Here is a 14287-nt window from a genome sequence, read left to right on the forward strand (position 1 = left end):
TGCATGCTGAGAAAAACTAATTTCAATGACATATCAATAACTCATCCAAAAATTTCCACCCTGGTTATAAGGCTTAAGCACGTTTTTCATTCAGCGGTCATATAAATGAAAGCGGGTTGTCATCTGAAAAGTTAAAAATAATGGGTTAATCAGACTGATTAGCAGGCAAAAAATTTTGGGATGTACGGGAATGGCGGTTACACTTCACCCGCTGATTATTTGACTACAGGAAAGAATGGATTGTGACCAAACTCAAACTTCTGGCATTGGGCATCCTTGCCGCGACCGCAGTTAGCACCGCTCAGGCGGAAAGTCAGTGGACGGTGGGTGCGGGCGTTGGCGTCATTAACAGCCCATACAAACAGTATGACCGCGATGTTTATCCTGTACCCGTTATCACCTATGAAGGCGATAACTTCTGGTTCCGCGGTCTCGGCGGCGGCTACTATCTGTGGAACGATACGGCCGATAAGCTTTCTATCATGGCCTACTACGATCCAACGCACTTCAAGCCAGGCGACAGCGACAGCCACGCGCTTCGCCAGCTCGACAAGCGCAAAAGCTCCATGATGGCCGGGCTTTCATACGTGCATAACACCCAGTACGGCTTCCTCCGTACGGCCCTGGCGGGTGATACGTTGGATAACAGCAACGGCTTTATCTGGGATCTGGCGTGGTTGTATCGCTATACCAATGGTGGGCTCACCCTGACGCCGGGTATCGGCGTGCAGTACAACAGTGAAAACTACAACGACTATTACTACGGCGTCTCTAAAAACGAGTCCCGCCGCAGTGGGCTGAAAAGCTACAGCGCCGATGATGGCTGGGATCCTTACCTGGAGCTGACCGCGAGCTATAACTTCCTTGGCGACTGGAACGTCTACGGTACCGGCCGTTACGAGCGTCTGAGCGACGAAGTGAAGGATAGCCCGATGGTTGATAAGTCCTGGGCTGGCATCTTCTCGGTGGGTGTGACCTACAAGTTCTGATTGTGCATTATCGCGGTGCAATCATTGCATCAAAACGGGGCGCTTGCGCCCCGTTTGCTTTGGTGTGGTGCAGCGACCTTATCGCTTAACGATGCGAATTGTCTGCCCTAAACGAGACGGCTTTTCCTCGCTTGCTTTCTGCGGGGTGGTTACGCAGGCCGTTTCCACGCAGACGAACGTTTTGTAACCGTCATCAGGGATGTCGGCCATGCTGATGGAGAGTGCAGGCCCCGGGTTCCAGCCCACCACGTTGCTGTGATGGTGATGAACCACCTCAATGCCGCGGTTCAGAGCACCGTCGTGGATCACGCTGCACGCTTCCGGATGCAGATAGACGCGGTCAGTACGGTCAGGGAACGCCTGAACGCCGTCGCTCAGCTTACCTTCCTTCGCGTTATCAACTTTGTCGATAAAGGTATCGCCCAGGCCGCTCACCTTCACTGCATTGATGTCACCCACGTTGAAGTAGGTATGCAGGGCAGATGTGGTCTCGAACTCGCCATGAGCTTCCAGCTCAATCTCGCAGCTCTGACCCAGTTTGAAGCGGGCATACAGGGTGAAATCATGCGGCCACAGGGCGCGAGTTTCATCATTAGCCTGCAGCTCAAAGGTCAGCACTGCGCCGTTGTCATCTTCGTTATGCGCTTTCAGCGTCCACTGCTGGTTACGGGCGAAACCGTGAGAAGGCAAACCCGGCTGTGCGGACGGGCCAAACCACGGCCAGCAGATCGGTACGCCGCCGCGAATCGCATCCCCTTTTTTGAACGAGGTGGCGTCACTCAGCCACAGCGCTTCCGCTTCGCCTTCCGGTTTCCAGGAGAGCAGGTGCGCGCCGTTCAGCGCCACGGAGGCTTTAACGCGCGGGTGGTCAACGACGATAACGTCAGCACCGTCAATCTGACGGCGGGAGAGCACAGGGGTAAGTTGTTCGACTACCGGAAGTGCAAAAATTTTATTTATCATTAAGCAATCCTCTGTCTAAAAAACAATAAAAAAGGCGACCGAAGTCGCCTTTATGGATCAATCACTCATCTCAACTTATTTGGAGATGTGAGCGATCAGGTCCAGTACTTTGTTAGAGTAGCCGGTTTCGTTGTCGTACCAGGAAACCAGTTTCACGAAGTTGTCGTTCAGTGCGATACCTGCTTTAGCATCGAACACGGAAGTGCACACTTCGCCGTTGAAATCGGTAGATACAACGTCGTCTTCGGTGTAACCCAGAACGCCTTTCATTGGGCCTTCGGAAGCAGCTTTGATTGCTTTCTTAATTTCTTCATAAGAAGCAGCTTTTTCCAGACGAACGGTCAGGTCAACAACGGATACGTTAGGAGTTGGAACGCGGAACGCCATACCAGTCAGTTTGCCATTCAGTTCTGGCAGTACTTTACCTACAGCTTTAGCAGCACCGGTAGAGGATGGGATGATGTTCTGAGCCGCGCCACGGCCGCCGCGCCAGTCTTTGTGAGAAGGGCCGTCAACGGTTTTCTGAGTAGCGGTGGTCGCGTGAACGGTAGTCATCAGACCTTCGATGATGCCGAAGTTGTCGTTGATCACTTTAGCCAGCGGTGCCAGGCAGTTGGTGGTGCAGGATGCGTTAGAAACGATGTCCTGGCCAGCGTAAGTTTCGAAGTTTGCACCGCGAACGAACATTGGGGTGTTGTCTTTGGAAGGGCCAGTCAGAACAACTTTCTTCGCACCCGCAGTGATGTGTTTACGTGCAGTTTCGTCGGTCAGGAAGATACCGGTTGCTTCAGCAACAACGTCAACACCGATTTCGTTCCATTTCAGGTTAGCTGGGTCTTTCTCAGCAGTAACGCGGATGGTTTTGCCGTTAACAACCAGGTGGCCGTCTTTCACTTCAACGGTGCCGTCGAAACGACCGTGAGTTGAGTCGTACTTCAGCATGTACGCCATGTATTCAGCGTCCAGGAGATCGTTGATACCAACGATTTCGATGTCAGAACGTTTCTGAGCAGCACGGAAAACAATACGGCCGATACGGCCAAAACCGTTGATACCTACTTTGATAGTCATATATTCCACCAGCTATTTGTTAGTGAATAAAAGGTTGCCTGTAAAATTACAAAAACCTTACGCAGCGTCAAGCGGAATCGTGTCAATCATTGCGACAAATCAATCCTGTGACTAACGTTTGTGCGACTGACTCGCCTCACTTTCCCTTTGAGCTTGCAACCACATGGGGGCTGCGCCCGGAATTTTAAAGTCCTCGCAGGATAAAAATGTGAACGTGATCACAATTGCCTGACCGCCTTTTCGCGACACATAAGTTTAGAACAAAAGTGCACGCAAGGGTGTTAATGTTTTGTTAGAATCCGGGTTAAAAGATGTCTGTTTCTACAGCGAGATGTAAGCATATGTCGAACCAACATAACCCTGACGATTTGAAAAAAAACCTCACCGAAATGCAGTTTTACGTGACCCAGAATCACGGCACGGAGCCGCCATTTACCGGGCGATTACTGCACAACAAGCGAGACGGTGTCTATCACTGTCTGGTCTGCGATGCCCCGCTGTTCAATTCACAAACGAAATACGACTCCGGCTGCGGCTGGCCGAGCTTTTACGAGCCGGTGAGCGATGACGCAATCCGCTATCTGACCGACTCGTCGCACGGTATGGTGCGCACGGAAATTCGCTGCGGTAACTGCGACGCGCACCTGGGGCACGTCTTCCCGGACGGTCCTCAGCCAACGGGTGAGCGTTTCTGCGTGAATTCAGCCTCAATGAGCTTCACCGATGATGAAAACGGCGACCAGATTAAGGGTTGAAAAAACGATTCAGCAAATTATTCCTTTGAAAGGGAGAGATCGTGAATATTGAGGACATGATTAACGGGATGACCCCGGAAGTTTATCAGCGTCTGGTGACCGCCGTTGAGCTGGGAAAATGGCCGGACGGTGTGGCGCTCACGCCTGAGCAAAAAGAGAACAGTTTGCAGCTGGTGATGCTGTGGCAGGCGCGCAATAACACCGATGCGCAACACATGACTATCGACACTAACGGTCAGATGGTGATGAAGAGCAAGCGCGAGCTGAAGGAAGATTTTGGCATCACGCCGAAGCCGATTGCGACAATCAAAATGCAATAACGGTGCGGGTTGATGCTCTCACCAGGCCCTCTCTCTGTGGGAGAGGGCCTGGTGTCTTACTACTTATGCGGGATCCCGAGCGACTCCGCCAGCTGTTTCGCTAACTGATTATTGTCGTCCGCTCCGTACTCCCAGAACATCGCCCCGGCGAGACCTTTCTCTTTGATGTAGTCCGCCTTGATCGCGACAGAACGCGGATTCTCATACGAAATCGCAAACAGCGCGTTGCCATCGGCACCCTTTACCGAGAGCCACGGTACCTTCGCCCGGTCGTCCCAGTGCTCGGTAAAACGTTTCTGCGGATCGTTCAGCAGCTTCTTCACGATATCGTTGTACTTCACGTAGGTATCTTTAGTCAGGTCATAGCCGAGCGACTTAAACAGGGCGATCTCCTGCGGTCCAAAGTAGGGCTGTGTGACCGGATTTTTTTGCGCGTCCGGCTTGCTCCAGTCAATCCCCGGTTCAACCGCACGTTTCGGTACGCGGCCGTAAAAACCGATCCCGAGGTTCATCTGCTTCGGCTTAAGTCCGGCGGCCAGATAGTTGTTCACCACAAAATCGACGCTGTATTTGTCGGCGGCAGCCACCGTTGGCCAGGCGCTGGAGTCATACAGGTTCGCGTTGAAGTACTGTGTCCCGTACGCCATGTCGTAGGTCATCAGGTTGATGTAGTCGAGGAGCGGGGCGATGGCTTTGACATCCACCCAGCTTTTCGGACTTTCCGCATTCGCGCCCACCGCAATGGTCACCAGCTTTTTCTGCCCGAACGCGTCGCGCATCTCTTTCAGCAGGGCGGTGAAGTTATCTCTGTCGGCGGGCTGGCTTGCAACCAGCCCCCACGCGCCGTTGACTGGATATTCCCAGTCGAGATCGATCCCGTCCAGACCGTATTTCTCAACAATTTCCTTCGCGGAGCGGATAAACACCGCGCGACTCTCCTGGGTTGCCGCTGCGCCAGAGAAACCGCGTGCCCCCCAGCCGCCAACGGAGAGCAGGACTTTCAGGTTAGGGTTTTGCTTACGCAGAGTGGGGATTAAGGCCAGATCGGACGCCACTTTTGGCGACAGCCAGATTTGATGCAGCTTCGCCGGATCTTTCAGCGCGGGGTTGGTCTCGTCTTTCTCGTTGTTATAAACAAGCCCAAACGAGTAGTTCAGATGGGTGATCTGACGAACGTCCAGTTTATTGATATCGCCACCCGGTCCGGCGGTGACGTCGCCACCCCCGTTAAAGTAGCCCACGGACATCAGAGGTGCGGCGGAAGCAAGCGACGCGCAAAGCAAGGGTAATGCTGCCAGCAGGGGCAAACGTTTCATACAAGTTCCTCTTTGACTTAATAAAATAACCACGCCACAGAAAAGGCGTGGCGAAAAAACAGCCTGAAGAGAATAGCATTGCCGCTTCGCTGAGGATGCGAGGGAGTTCACTTTATGGGGATTGGGGAGGGGTTTTGCCGGGTAAGCGTCAGCGCCACCCGGCTTAAAAGGCTACGCCTGCGTTTCCTGCCAGTCTGCCAGCGTATACAGCGTGGCACCTTCGGCGGCCATATCCATAAATGCCTGAGCGCTGTCCTGTGGTTGGATGTTCACCCCGCGACAGCCGTCGGTGATGACGCTAACGGTATAACCCAGCTGGAGCGCGTCCAGCACGGTAAACTTCACGCAGTAATCCGTCGCCAGACCCAGCACGATCAGCTCCGTGATTTCATGGTGACGTAACCACGCGTCCAGCGCCGTCTTCTGGCGATGCCCGTTATCGAAAAATGCGCTGTAGCTGTCGATAGCCGGATTTTCACCTTTATGAAACACCGCGTCGATGGCCTTCTGATTCAGGAGCGGGTGCAGCTCCGCTCCTTCGGTCTGCTGTACGCAGTGATCCGGCCAGAAGGTTTGCGCCAGACCGTCGAGTTCACCCTGGGTGAAAGGCTCAACGTTGTGCTGGCTGGCAAAGCTGCCGTGGTTCGCCGGGTGCCAGTCCTGGCTGGCGACAACCGCTTCACCACGGGCTTTGCACCAGTCAATCAGGGTATTTGCCACGTCAACGGTGCTGTCACCTTCGGCGACGGCCAGCGCGCCGCCCGCGCAGAAATCATTTTGCAAATCGACCAGTAGCAGGGCGCGTTGCTTCATGAGAGCTCCTTATTCGTCCGGGGTCAGCTCGCCGCGAAGGTTTTGCATCATTGCGCGGCGAATGGACTGAATGTCCAGATCCTGACTCAGTAAATAGTGAAGTTTAGTCAGCGTCGCCTCAACGGTCATATCGAAGCCGCTGATCACCCCCGCGTGCGCCAGCGCGTTGCCGGTGGCATAGCCGCCCATATTGACCTTGCCAGACATGCACTGGGTCAGGTTTACCACCACAATTCCGCGCTCGCTGGCTTCCTGAAGCTCCTTCAGAAATTCGCCGTTCTGCGGAGCGTTGCCGACGCCATAGGAACGGAGGATCAGCGCTTTCACCGGCTGGCGCAGGAAGTTGCGCACCACGTCCGCGGAGATGCCCGGATAAATGGTGACCACGCCAATCGGCTGCGGGGTAATCGGATGCACAATCAGCTCGCCGGCGGTGTTCGGTGCCGGAGGCGTTCCCAGACGACGGATATGAATACCCGCTTCCAGCAGCGGCTGCAGGTTAGGGGAGGCAAAGGCATCAAAACCGTCGGCATGGGCTTTGGTGGTGCGGTTGCCGCGATACAGGCGATTGTTAAAGAACAGCGACACTTCGTTGATCGGGTAATTCGCCGCCACGTACAGGGAGTTCAGCAGGTTGATCTGCCCGTCCGAGCGCAGCTCCGCCAGCGGTATTTGCGACCCGGTGACGATCACCGGCTTGCTCAGGTTCTCCAGCATGAAGGAGAGCGCCGAAGCGGTGAACGCCATGGTGTCGGTGCCGTGCAGGATCACGAAGCCGTCGTACTGGTCGTAATGGGCTTTAATGTCATCCGCGATGTGCTGCCAGTCTTCCGGCGTCATATCGGAGGAGTCCATCAGCGGCTCGTATTCATGGATGGTGAAGTCAGGCATTTCCGGACGGTGGAATTCAGGCATCAGCGCAAGCTGACGCTGCAGATGGCCGGAGACGGGGATATAGCCATTTTCAGAGCGCTGCATACCGATGGTACCGCCAGTGTAGGCTACATAAATCGATTTCTTCTGCATGGTAGTGAGTTCTTGTTCTTCAAAAGAAAAAAATCCCCTCTTCACGGGAAGAGGGGATGGTTTTTAACGGACGTTCGCGCAGGTCAGGCAAAACGCGTAACGACTTTGTGGATCGTTAAAGGCCGCAAGCTTATCGCTTTCCGCCTTCATCGCTTTCGCAGCCGTGGTCACCGGGGCCGGCAGGTACGCCTGCAGCGCCTCCGGCAGCATGGCGCGTACGGAGACGGACATGCTGTCCATCACCATATCGAAGAACGACGGTTCGTCCTGATAATACTCAACGTGCCACTGCTTGAGCTTCGCCAGTTCGGCGGCTTTCTTCACCGCGTCGTCGAAGTCGCCCAGGCTGTCGACCAGACCGTTACTCTTCGCATCCTGTCCGGTCCAGACGTGGCCCTGAGCAATCTGGTCGATCTGTTCCGGCGTCTTCTTACGCGAGTCGGCAACCAGCGTGATAAAGCGTTTATAGCCGTTCTCAATGCTCAGCTGCATCATCTCTGAAACTTCCGGCGGCAGAGATTTGGTCATCGACACATCCGCCAGCGGCGACGTGGAAACACCATCGGTATGCACGCCCAGATAATCCAGGCTGTTTTCCACGGTGTTAATCACCCCGAAGATGCCAATCGAGCCGGTCAGCGTGCTTGGGTTCGCCACAATATAGTTGGCAGGCGTGGAGATCCAGTACCCACCAGACGCGGCCATGCCGCCCATGGATACGACGACCGGCTTGCCAGCGGCACGCGCTGCGGCCAGCTCGGCGCGGATCACTTCGGAAGCGCTAACGCTGCCGCCAGGGCTGTTCACCCGCAGGACAATCGCTTTCACTTTCGGGTCAAGGCGTGCATCGCGAATTTGCGACGCGGTAGTATCACCCCCAACGTTCCCCGGGGTTTCCTGACCGTCCATGATAGCGCCGTTAGCAAACACCACGGCTACGCTGTCGCCGCTGTCGTCCGGCTTTTTCGCAGCATAGTCATACATGCTGATGGCGCTGTAGTTTTTGTCCTCTTTGCTCCAGCCAAACTGTTTGGTCAGGGCTTTTTCGATATCTGCACTGGTGCCCAGCGCGTCAACCAGCTTGTTGTCGAGCGCATATTTCGCGGTATCTCCGTCGACCTTGCGCAGTCCATCCAGCACGCCGCGAGCGCCAGGGAACACCTGCTCAGCGGTAATTTGACGGTTAGCGGCAACGGTACCCAGATAGTTCTGCCACAGCTCGCCAATCCAACGGCTGTCCGCTTCACGGGCGGCAGGGGACATATCGTCGCGGATAAACGGCTCCACGGCAGATTTATAGGTGCCGACGCGGAAGACGTGGGTGGTGACCTTCAGCTTATCGAGCAGCGATTTGTAGTACAGGCCGTTGGTGGCAAAACCGTGCAGATCGACCGTTCCCTGTGGCGAAAGCCAGATCTTATTGGCGAAGCTTGCCAGATAATATTGCCCCTGGCTGTAGCTGTCGCCCACGGCAATCACCGGCTTGCCGCTGTCGCGGAATTCGCGCAGCGCTTTACCGATGTACTGCATAGAAGGCTGGTCGCCGCCGGCAAAATCTTTCAGATCCAGAACGATCCCGGTGATGTTTCGGTCGTCTTTGGCCTGACGGATAGTATCGACGATATCGAACAGGGAGTTCTCCTGCAGGCGGTCTGACGTCGCGCCAAACAGCTGGCGGCCGATCACCCCCAGACGGTTGCTGGTGGACGGTTTATCAACGATCACGCCGGTGATATCGAGTAACAGGGCCCCACGAGTCGAATGCTGCGCCTGATTCGCGTTGCTGATATGCATCCAGATGCCCGCGCAAACCAGAACCAGCAGGATGAAGAAGATGTTCATCACCAGGTTGCGGACGAAGTTGAGCAGTCGCCACGTCCATTTAAAGAAACCGGCAAAGATTCGCCAAAGGGTTCGCATGTATTCTCCCTAACCAGAAAATGACTGTTTCCGTCGCCACTGGACGGTAATGTTGGGTTATCGTAATGACCCAACCGCCACTTGTCAGCAGGAATCGCCTGCCAGGCTGTAACAAAATCTGCCGTCGTGTTAATTTTGTGAGTAAATTTCAAGAAAGGAGTTAACCAATGGATGCACTCGAACTGCTTGTTAACCGTCGTAGCGCGTCACGTCTGGCCGAACCCGCCCCTGCGGGCGAGCAGCTGGAAAACATTCTGCGTGCCGGTATGCGTGCGCCGGATCATGGCACGCTGCAGCCGTGGCACTTCTTTGTGATTGAAGGCGAAGGCCGCGATCGCTTCAGTCAGCTGCTGGAGCAGGGGGCAGTTGCCGCCGGGCAGGATGAGAAAGGTATCGACAAGGCGCGTAACGCGCCGTTCCGCGCCCCGATGATTATCGCTGTCGTGGCGAAATGCCAGGCCGACCATAAGGTGCCGGTCTGGGAGCAGGAAATGTCTGCCGGCTGTGCGGTGATGGCGATGCAGATGGCCGCCGTTGCGCAGGGCTTTAACGGTATCTGGCGCACCGGGCCGCTGACCGAGAGCGCCGCAGTGCGGGCAGGATTCTCCTGCGGTGAGCACGACAAAATTGTCGGTTTCCTTTACCTCGGCACCCCGCAGCTTAAAGCCTCCAGCACCATTAGCGTGCCGGACACCACGCCTTTCGTCAGCCGTTTTTAATTACACGCGCTAAACTGTCTGGATTCTGAGCATCCGCCGCAGAATTCAGACAGTCATACTTACCTCTTTATGGAATGAGCGCTACCATAGCGCGATTGAGATGACAGGAGACGTCCATGAGCGAGCAAACCATTCGTTTAACGCAGTACAGCCACGGAGCCGGTTGCGGTTGTAAAATTTCCCCGAAAGTGCTGGAGACCATTCTGCACAGTGAACAGGCGAAGTTTGTCGACCCGAACCTGCTTGTCGGCAACGAAACGCGTGACGATGCGGCGGTTTATGACTTAGGTAACGGCACCAGCATTATCAGTACCACTGACTTCTTTATGCCGATTGTTGATAACCCGTTCGACTTCGGGCGCATCGCGGCCACCAACGCCATCAGCGATATCTTCGCCATGGGCGGTAAGCCGATCATGGCCATCGCCATTCTGGGCTGGCCGATCAACACCATTCCACCGGAAATCGCCCGCGAGGTGATTGATGGCGGGCGTTTCGCCTGCCAGCAGGCGGGGATTGCGCTGGCCGGCGGCCACTCGATTGATGCGCCAGAGCCGATCTTCGGCCTGGCCGTTACCGGCGTGGTGCCGACCGAGCGCGTGAAGCGCAACAGCACCGCGCAGGCGGGCTGCAAGCTGTTCCTCACCAAGCCGCTGGGCATTGGTGTGCTCACCACCGCTGAGAAAAAATCCCTGCTCAAACCGGAGCACAAAGGTCTGGCGACGGAAGTCATGTGCCAGATGAACCTCGCCGGCGCGGCGTTCGCCAATATCGACGGCGTAAAGGCGATGACCGACGTCACCGGTTTTGGCCTGCTGGGGCACCTCTCTGAAGTCTGTCAGGGCGCGGGCGTGCAGGCGCAGGTCTGGTATCAGGACGTGCCGAAGCTGCCTGGCGTGGAAGAGTACATTGCCCAGGGCGCGGTTCCGGGCGGTACCCAGCGCAACTTCGCCAGCTACGGGCACCTGATGGGCGAAATGCCTGAGGCGTGGCGCAACCTGCTGTGCGATCCACAAACCTCCGGCGGCCTGCTGCTGGCCGTCACGCCGGAATCCGAAGCCGAGGTTCAGGCAACCGCCGCCGAGTTTGGCATCACCCTGATGGCGATCGGCGAACTGGTGACCGCCCGCGGCGGCCGACCGATGATTGAGATCCGTTAATTCGATGCGGTTGTTTATTGCCGAAAAGCCGAGCCTGGCCCGTGCCATCGCCGACGTGCTGCCTAAACCGCATCGTAAAGGCGACGGCTTTATCGAATGCGGTAACGGGCAGGTGGTCACCTGGTGTATCGGCCACCTGCTTGAACAGGCGCAGCCGGACGTCTACGACAGCCGCTACGCCCGCTGGAACCTCAACGATCTGCCCATCGTGCCGGAAAAGTGGCGTCTTCAGCCTCGTCCGTCCGTCACCAAACAGCTCAACGTCATTAAGCGCTTCCTGCATGAGGCGACGGAAGTGGTCCACGCAGGTGACCCGGACAGGGAAGGGCAGCTGCTGGTGGACGAAGTGCTGGACTATCTTGAGCTGGCGCCGGAAAAGCGTCAGCAGGTGCAGCGCTGCCTGATCAACGACCTCAACCCGCAGGCCGTTGAGCGAGCGATCTCGCGCCTGCGTTCCAACAGCGAGTTTATTCCGCTGTGCGTCTCTGCTTTAGCGCGCGCCCGCGCCGACTGGCTGTACGGCATCAACATGACCCGCGCCTACACTATCCTCGGGCGTAACGCGGGCTATCAGGGCGTACTCTCCGTGGGCCGCGTGCAGACGCCGGTGCTGGGGCTGGTGGTGCGTCGCGACGAAGAGATCGAGAACTTCGTCGCCAAAGATTTCTTTGAAGTGAAAGCGCATATCGTCACCCCGAAAGACGAGCGCTTCACCGCGGTCTGGCAGCCGAGCGACGCTTGCGAGTCGTACCAGGATGAAGAGGGGCGTTTGCTGCATCGTCCGCTGGCGGAGCATGTGGTTAACCGTATTACCGGCCAGCCGGCCATCGTTACCAGCTATAACGATAAACGGGAATCAGAACCCGCGCCGCTGCCGTTCTCCCTTTCTGCTCTGCAGATTGAGGCCGCGAAGCGCTTTGGCCTCAGCGCGCAGAACGTGCTGGATATCTGCCAGAAACTCTACGAAACCCACAAGCTGATCACCTACCCGCGTTCGGACAGCCGCTATCTGCCGGAAGAGCACTTTGCCGGACGCCACTCGGTGATGAATGCCATCGGCGTCCACGCGCCGGATCTGCTCCCGCAGTCCGTCGTTAACCCGGACACCCATAACCGCTGCTGGGATGACAAAAAGGTCGATGCCCACCACGCGATTATCCCGACGGCGCGCGCCAGCAGCGTCAACCTGACCGACAACGAAGCGAAGGTCTATAACCTGATCGCCCGTCAGTACCTGATGCAGTTCTGCCCGGACGCGGTGTTCCGCAAGTGCGTCATCGAGCTGGAAATTGCCAAAGGCAAGTTTATCGCTAAAGCGCGTTTCCTGGCGGAAGCGGGCTGGCGCACGCTCCTCGGTAACAAAGAGCGCGATGAGGAGAACGACGGCACGCCGCTGCCGGTGGTCGCTAAAGACGACGAACTGCTGTGCGAGAAGGGCGAAGTGGTTGAACGTCAGACCCAACCGCCGCGGCACTTCACCGATGCGACGCTGCTGTCAGCCATGACCGGGATCGCCCGCTTTGTGCAGGATAAAGATCTCAAGAAGATCCTGCGCGCCACCGATGGACTGGGTACGGAAGCAACCCGCGCGGGGATCATCGAGCTGCTCTTTAAGCGAGGTTTTCTTGAGAAAAAGGGGCGCTACATCCACTCAACGGAACCGGGCCGGGCGCTCATACACTCCCTGCCGGAGCTGGCCGCAAGGCCGGACATGACCGCGCACTGGGAATCCGTGCTGACGCAAATCAGCGAAAAGCAGTGCCGCTATCAGGACTTTATGCAGCCGCTGGTGGGGACGCTTTACCAGCTGATCGATCAGGCGCGCAGCACGCCGGTGAAGCGGTTCAGAGGCATGGTTGCACCCGGTGGTGGCGCGAAGAAACCGTTCAAAAAGAAAAAGAGCGCGGCCTGATACGCCCTGTTTTCTCCCTCTCCCTGTGGGTGTACAGTCCGGGGACATGGTAGACAGGTGTTCGGGGACATGGTGAACACTTTTTAACATCCTTTACCCATGGTGATCGACTTTTTCTTCAGGTCGATCACCCCCACTTTCGTGCTGTACCACCACACTTCATAGCAGCCGTCATCCTGCGTCTCCCTCAGCCCGACCCGTTCTCCCCTGAACGCCTTGCCTGCGCTCAGACTGACACCCTGTATGCTCAGCTTTCCGCTGACATCCACTTTCCTGACCTTCACCCCTTCATCGTATTCAGGTGGCGTTACGCTGCCGCTGTACTGCCGGGCAGACGGCTGATAACGCGAGGCCGGTACCGCCATATCCAGCGCCTCGTGCGGGCGTTCAAGGTTGTACACCGTGCGCCAGTGATCGAAAGCGCGTTGCAGCTCTCCGCTGTCGCGAACCATTTTCCCTGCAGCACTTCCGCCTTCAGGCTGCGGTGAAAACGCTCCAGCTTGCCCTGCGTCTGCGGATGATAAGGCCGGGAGTGCCCCACCCGGATACCGTGGCGCATCAGCCACAGCTCCAGCGCCGTCCAGGTGCCGGTGGTGTCGCCCCACGGTGAGCCGTTGTCCATCGTCATCCTGTCCGGCAGGCCGTAGCGTTCAAACGCGCTGACCAGCTGCTGCTGCACGGTCTCGCGCCGTTCATCGGTACAGTGCGCCAGGCACAGGGAAAAACGGGAGTGGTCGTCCAGCAGGGTGAGCGGATGGCAGCGGCCACCGCCAAAGGGAAAGTGGCCCTTAAAATCCATCTGCCAGAGCCGGTTCGGCGCGTCATGTTCGAAGCGTCCCGTAGCCGGAACGCCCGGTGATGCGCCCGGCAGCAGACCGTGACGGGCCATCAGATTATGGACGGTGCTGAAGGCGGGCATACGGTGCCCCTGGTCTTCAAGCCAGCGCTTAATCTTGCGGGCGCCCCAGCGTTGATGACGGTCATGCGCCATGCGCAGCAGGGCCGTGATGTCGTCAGATGAGCGGTTCGGGGAATGATGAGGTGCGCGAGAGCGGTCCTGAAGACCGGAGGCACCTTCCTCAGCCCAGCGCTGAAGCCACTTGTAGCCGGTGGCAGGAGAAATGCCGAACTGACGGCAGAGGAAACGGATGTTCGCCCCGTCCTGCGAGGCGAACAGCACAAACTCGGTACGTAATGACATGGTATCTCTCGCATCCCAGGGCATAAGCGACTCCATAAACGGGTTCTTATGCCTCATTTGTAAGTGTCTACCATGTCCCCGAACAAGTGTTCACTATGTCCCCGGACCGTACAGTGGGAGAG

The 14287-nt window shown here is 56.8% G+C and carries 12 protein-coding genes and 1 pseudogene; 6 read left to right on the top strand and 7 right to left on the bottom strand.

The genetic code is table 11. The annotated features are described in order from the left end of the window. Nucleotides 1-242: 242 nt before the first annotated feature. The gene (locus DG357_RS09140; RefSeq protein WP_041910477.1) at nt 243-989 is read left to right on the top strand and encodes a MipA/OmpV family protein; all 747 of its coding nucleotides are present in this window, start codon (nt 243-245) and stop codon (nt 987-989) included. 78 nt (nt 990-1067) lie between these two features. On the opposite strand, the gene DG357_RS09145 is transcribed toward DG357_RS09140, so the two are convergent. Together DG357_RS09145 and gapA are read right to left on the bottom strand one after the other, a co-directional pair. Beyond that, a complete protein-coding gene (locus DG357_RS09145) occupies nt 1068-1952 on the bottom strand; it encodes a D-hexose-6-phosphate mutarotase (RefSeq protein ID WP_041910476.1) in 885 nt (294 codons plus the stop codon). 75 nt (nt 1953-2027) lie between these two features. Continuing rightward, nucleotides 2028-3023: a glyceraldehyde-3-phosphate dehydrogenase gene (gene gapA, locus DG357_RS09150; protein ID WP_006809136.1), complete on the bottom strand. Its 996-nt coding sequence runs from the start codon at nt 3021-3023 to the stop codon at nt 2028-2030. A 341-nt stretch (nt 3024-3364) separates the two neighbouring features. Between gapA and msrB the strand changes: the two genes are divergently transcribed. Beyond that, nucleotides 3365-3778 carry a peptide-methionine (R)-S-oxide reductase MsrB gene (gene msrB, locus DG357_RS09155; RefSeq protein ID WP_028012770.1) on the top strand — a complete coding sequence of 138 codons (414 nt, stop codon included), beginning with the start codon at nt 3365-3367 and terminating at the stop codon, nt 3776-3778. Between the two features lie 41 nt (nt 3779-3819). After that, nucleotides 3820-4098 (top strand): YeaC family protein, encoded by a 279-nt coding sequence (locus DG357_RS09160; protein ID WP_028012771.1) that lies wholly within the window; start codon nt 3820-3822, stop codon nt 4096-4098. 59 nt (nt 4099-4157) lie between these two features. Here the strand turns inward: DG357_RS09160 and DG357_RS09165 are convergent, their stop codons facing one another. The 4 genes from DG357_RS09165 to sppA all read right to left on the bottom strand — a co-directional run bounded on the left by DG357_RS09165 (nt 4158) and on the right by sppA (nt 9173). Then, nucleotides 4158-5414, bottom strand: coding sequence for a glycoside hydrolase family 18 protein (locus DG357_RS09165; protein WP_047364333.1), 1257 nt, complete (start codon nt 5412-5414; stop codon nt 4158-4160). Nucleotides 5415-5585: 171 nt separating this feature from the next. Continuing rightward, the gene (pncA, locus tag DG357_RS09170; protein WP_028012773.1) at nt 5586-6227 is read right to left on the bottom strand and encodes a bifunctional nicotinamidase/pyrazinamidase; all 642 of its coding nucleotides are present in this window, start codon (nt 6225-6227) and stop codon (nt 5586-5588) included. Nucleotides 6228-6236: 9 nt separating this feature from the next. Next, a complete protein-coding gene (gene ansA / locus DG357_RS09175) occupies nt 6237-7253 on the bottom strand; it encodes an asparaginase (protein ID WP_028012774.1) in 1017 nt (338 codons plus the stop codon). Between the two features lie 63 nt (nt 7254-7316). Continuing rightward, complete coding sequence (sppA, locus tag DG357_RS09180; protein ID WP_063153844.1) at nt 7317-9173, bottom strand: signal peptide peptidase SppA; 1857 nt, start codon at nt 9171-9173, stop codon at nt 7317-7319. 167 nt (nt 9174-9340) lie between these two features. On the opposite strand from sppA, the gene DG357_RS09190 reads away from it, so the two are divergent. From DG357_RS09190 to DG357_RS09200, 3 genes are all read left to right on the top strand, one after another. Then, on the top strand, nt 9341-9892 hold the full coding sequence (locus DG357_RS09190) for an NAD(P)H nitroreductase (protein ID WP_045261605.1): 552 nt from the start codon (nt 9341-9343) through the stop codon (nt 9890-9892). Between the two features lie 116 nt (nt 9893-10008). Beyond that, the gene (gene selD / locus DG357_RS09195) at nt 10009-11052 is read left to right on the top strand and encodes a selenide, water dikinase SelD (protein WP_088205014.1); all 1044 of its coding nucleotides are present in this window, start codon (nt 10009-10011) and stop codon (nt 11050-11052) included. A gap of 4 nt (nt 11053-11056) precedes the next feature. Then, nucleotides 11057-12964 (top strand): DNA topoisomerase III, encoded by a 1908-nt coding sequence (locus DG357_RS09200; RefSeq protein WP_045261603.1) that lies wholly within the window; start codon nt 11057-11059, stop codon nt 12962-12964. Between the two features lie 110 nt (nt 12965-13074). Here DG357_RS09200 and DG357_RS09205 read toward each other — a convergent pair. Then, nucleotides 13075-14189 (bottom strand): annotated as a pseudogene (locus DG357_RS09205) (IS481 family transposase); the annotation flags it as partial. Between the last annotated feature and the right edge of the window lie 98 nt (nt 14190-14287).

Origin of the sequence: Enterobacter bugandensis, from assembly GCF_900324475.1 — a bacterium.
GTDB classification, from domain to species: domain Bacteria; phylum Pseudomonadota; class Gammaproteobacteria; order Enterobacterales; family Enterobacteriaceae; genus Enterobacter; species Enterobacter bugandensis.

Bases quoted from the DNA above. Each gene is read 5' to 3' on its own strand.
- DG357_RS09145 (WP_041910476.1), bottom strand. From the start codon at position 1,952: ATGATAAATAAAATTTTTGCACTTCCGGTAGTCGAACAACTTACCCCT.
- gapA (WP_006809136.1), bottom strand. From the start codon at position 3,023: ATGACTATCAAAGTAGGTATCAACGGTTTTGGCCGTATCGGCCGTATT.
- msrB (WP_028012770.1), top strand. From the start codon at position 3,365: ATGTCGAACCAACATAACCCTGACGATTTGAAAAAAAACCTCACCGAA.
- DG357_RS09165 (WP_047364333.1), bottom strand. From the start codon at position 5,414: ATGAAACGTTTGCCCCTGCTGGCAGCATTACCCTTGCTTTGCGCGTCG.
- pncA (WP_028012773.1), bottom strand. From the start codon at position 6,227: ATGAAGCAACGCGCCCTGCTACTGGTCGATTTGCAAAATGATTTCTGC.
- ansA (WP_028012774.1), bottom strand. From the start codon at position 7,253: ATGCAGAAGAAATCGATTTATGTAGCCTACACTGGCGGTACCATCGGT.
- sppA (WP_063153844.1), bottom strand. From the start codon at position 9,173: ATGCGAACCCTTTGGCGAATCTTTGCCGGTTTCTTTAAATGGACGTGG.
- DG357_RS09190 (WP_045261605.1), top strand. From the start codon at position 9,341: ATGGATGCACTCGAACTGCTTGTTAACCGTCGTAGCGCGTCACGTCTG.
- selD (WP_088205014.1), top strand. From the start codon at position 10,009: ATGAGCGAGCAAACCATTCGTTTAACGCAGTACAGCCACGGAGCCGGT.
- DG357_RS09200 (WP_045261603.1), top strand. From the start codon at position 11,057: ATGCGGTTGTTTATTGCCGAAAAGCCGAGCCTGGCCCGTGCCATCGCC.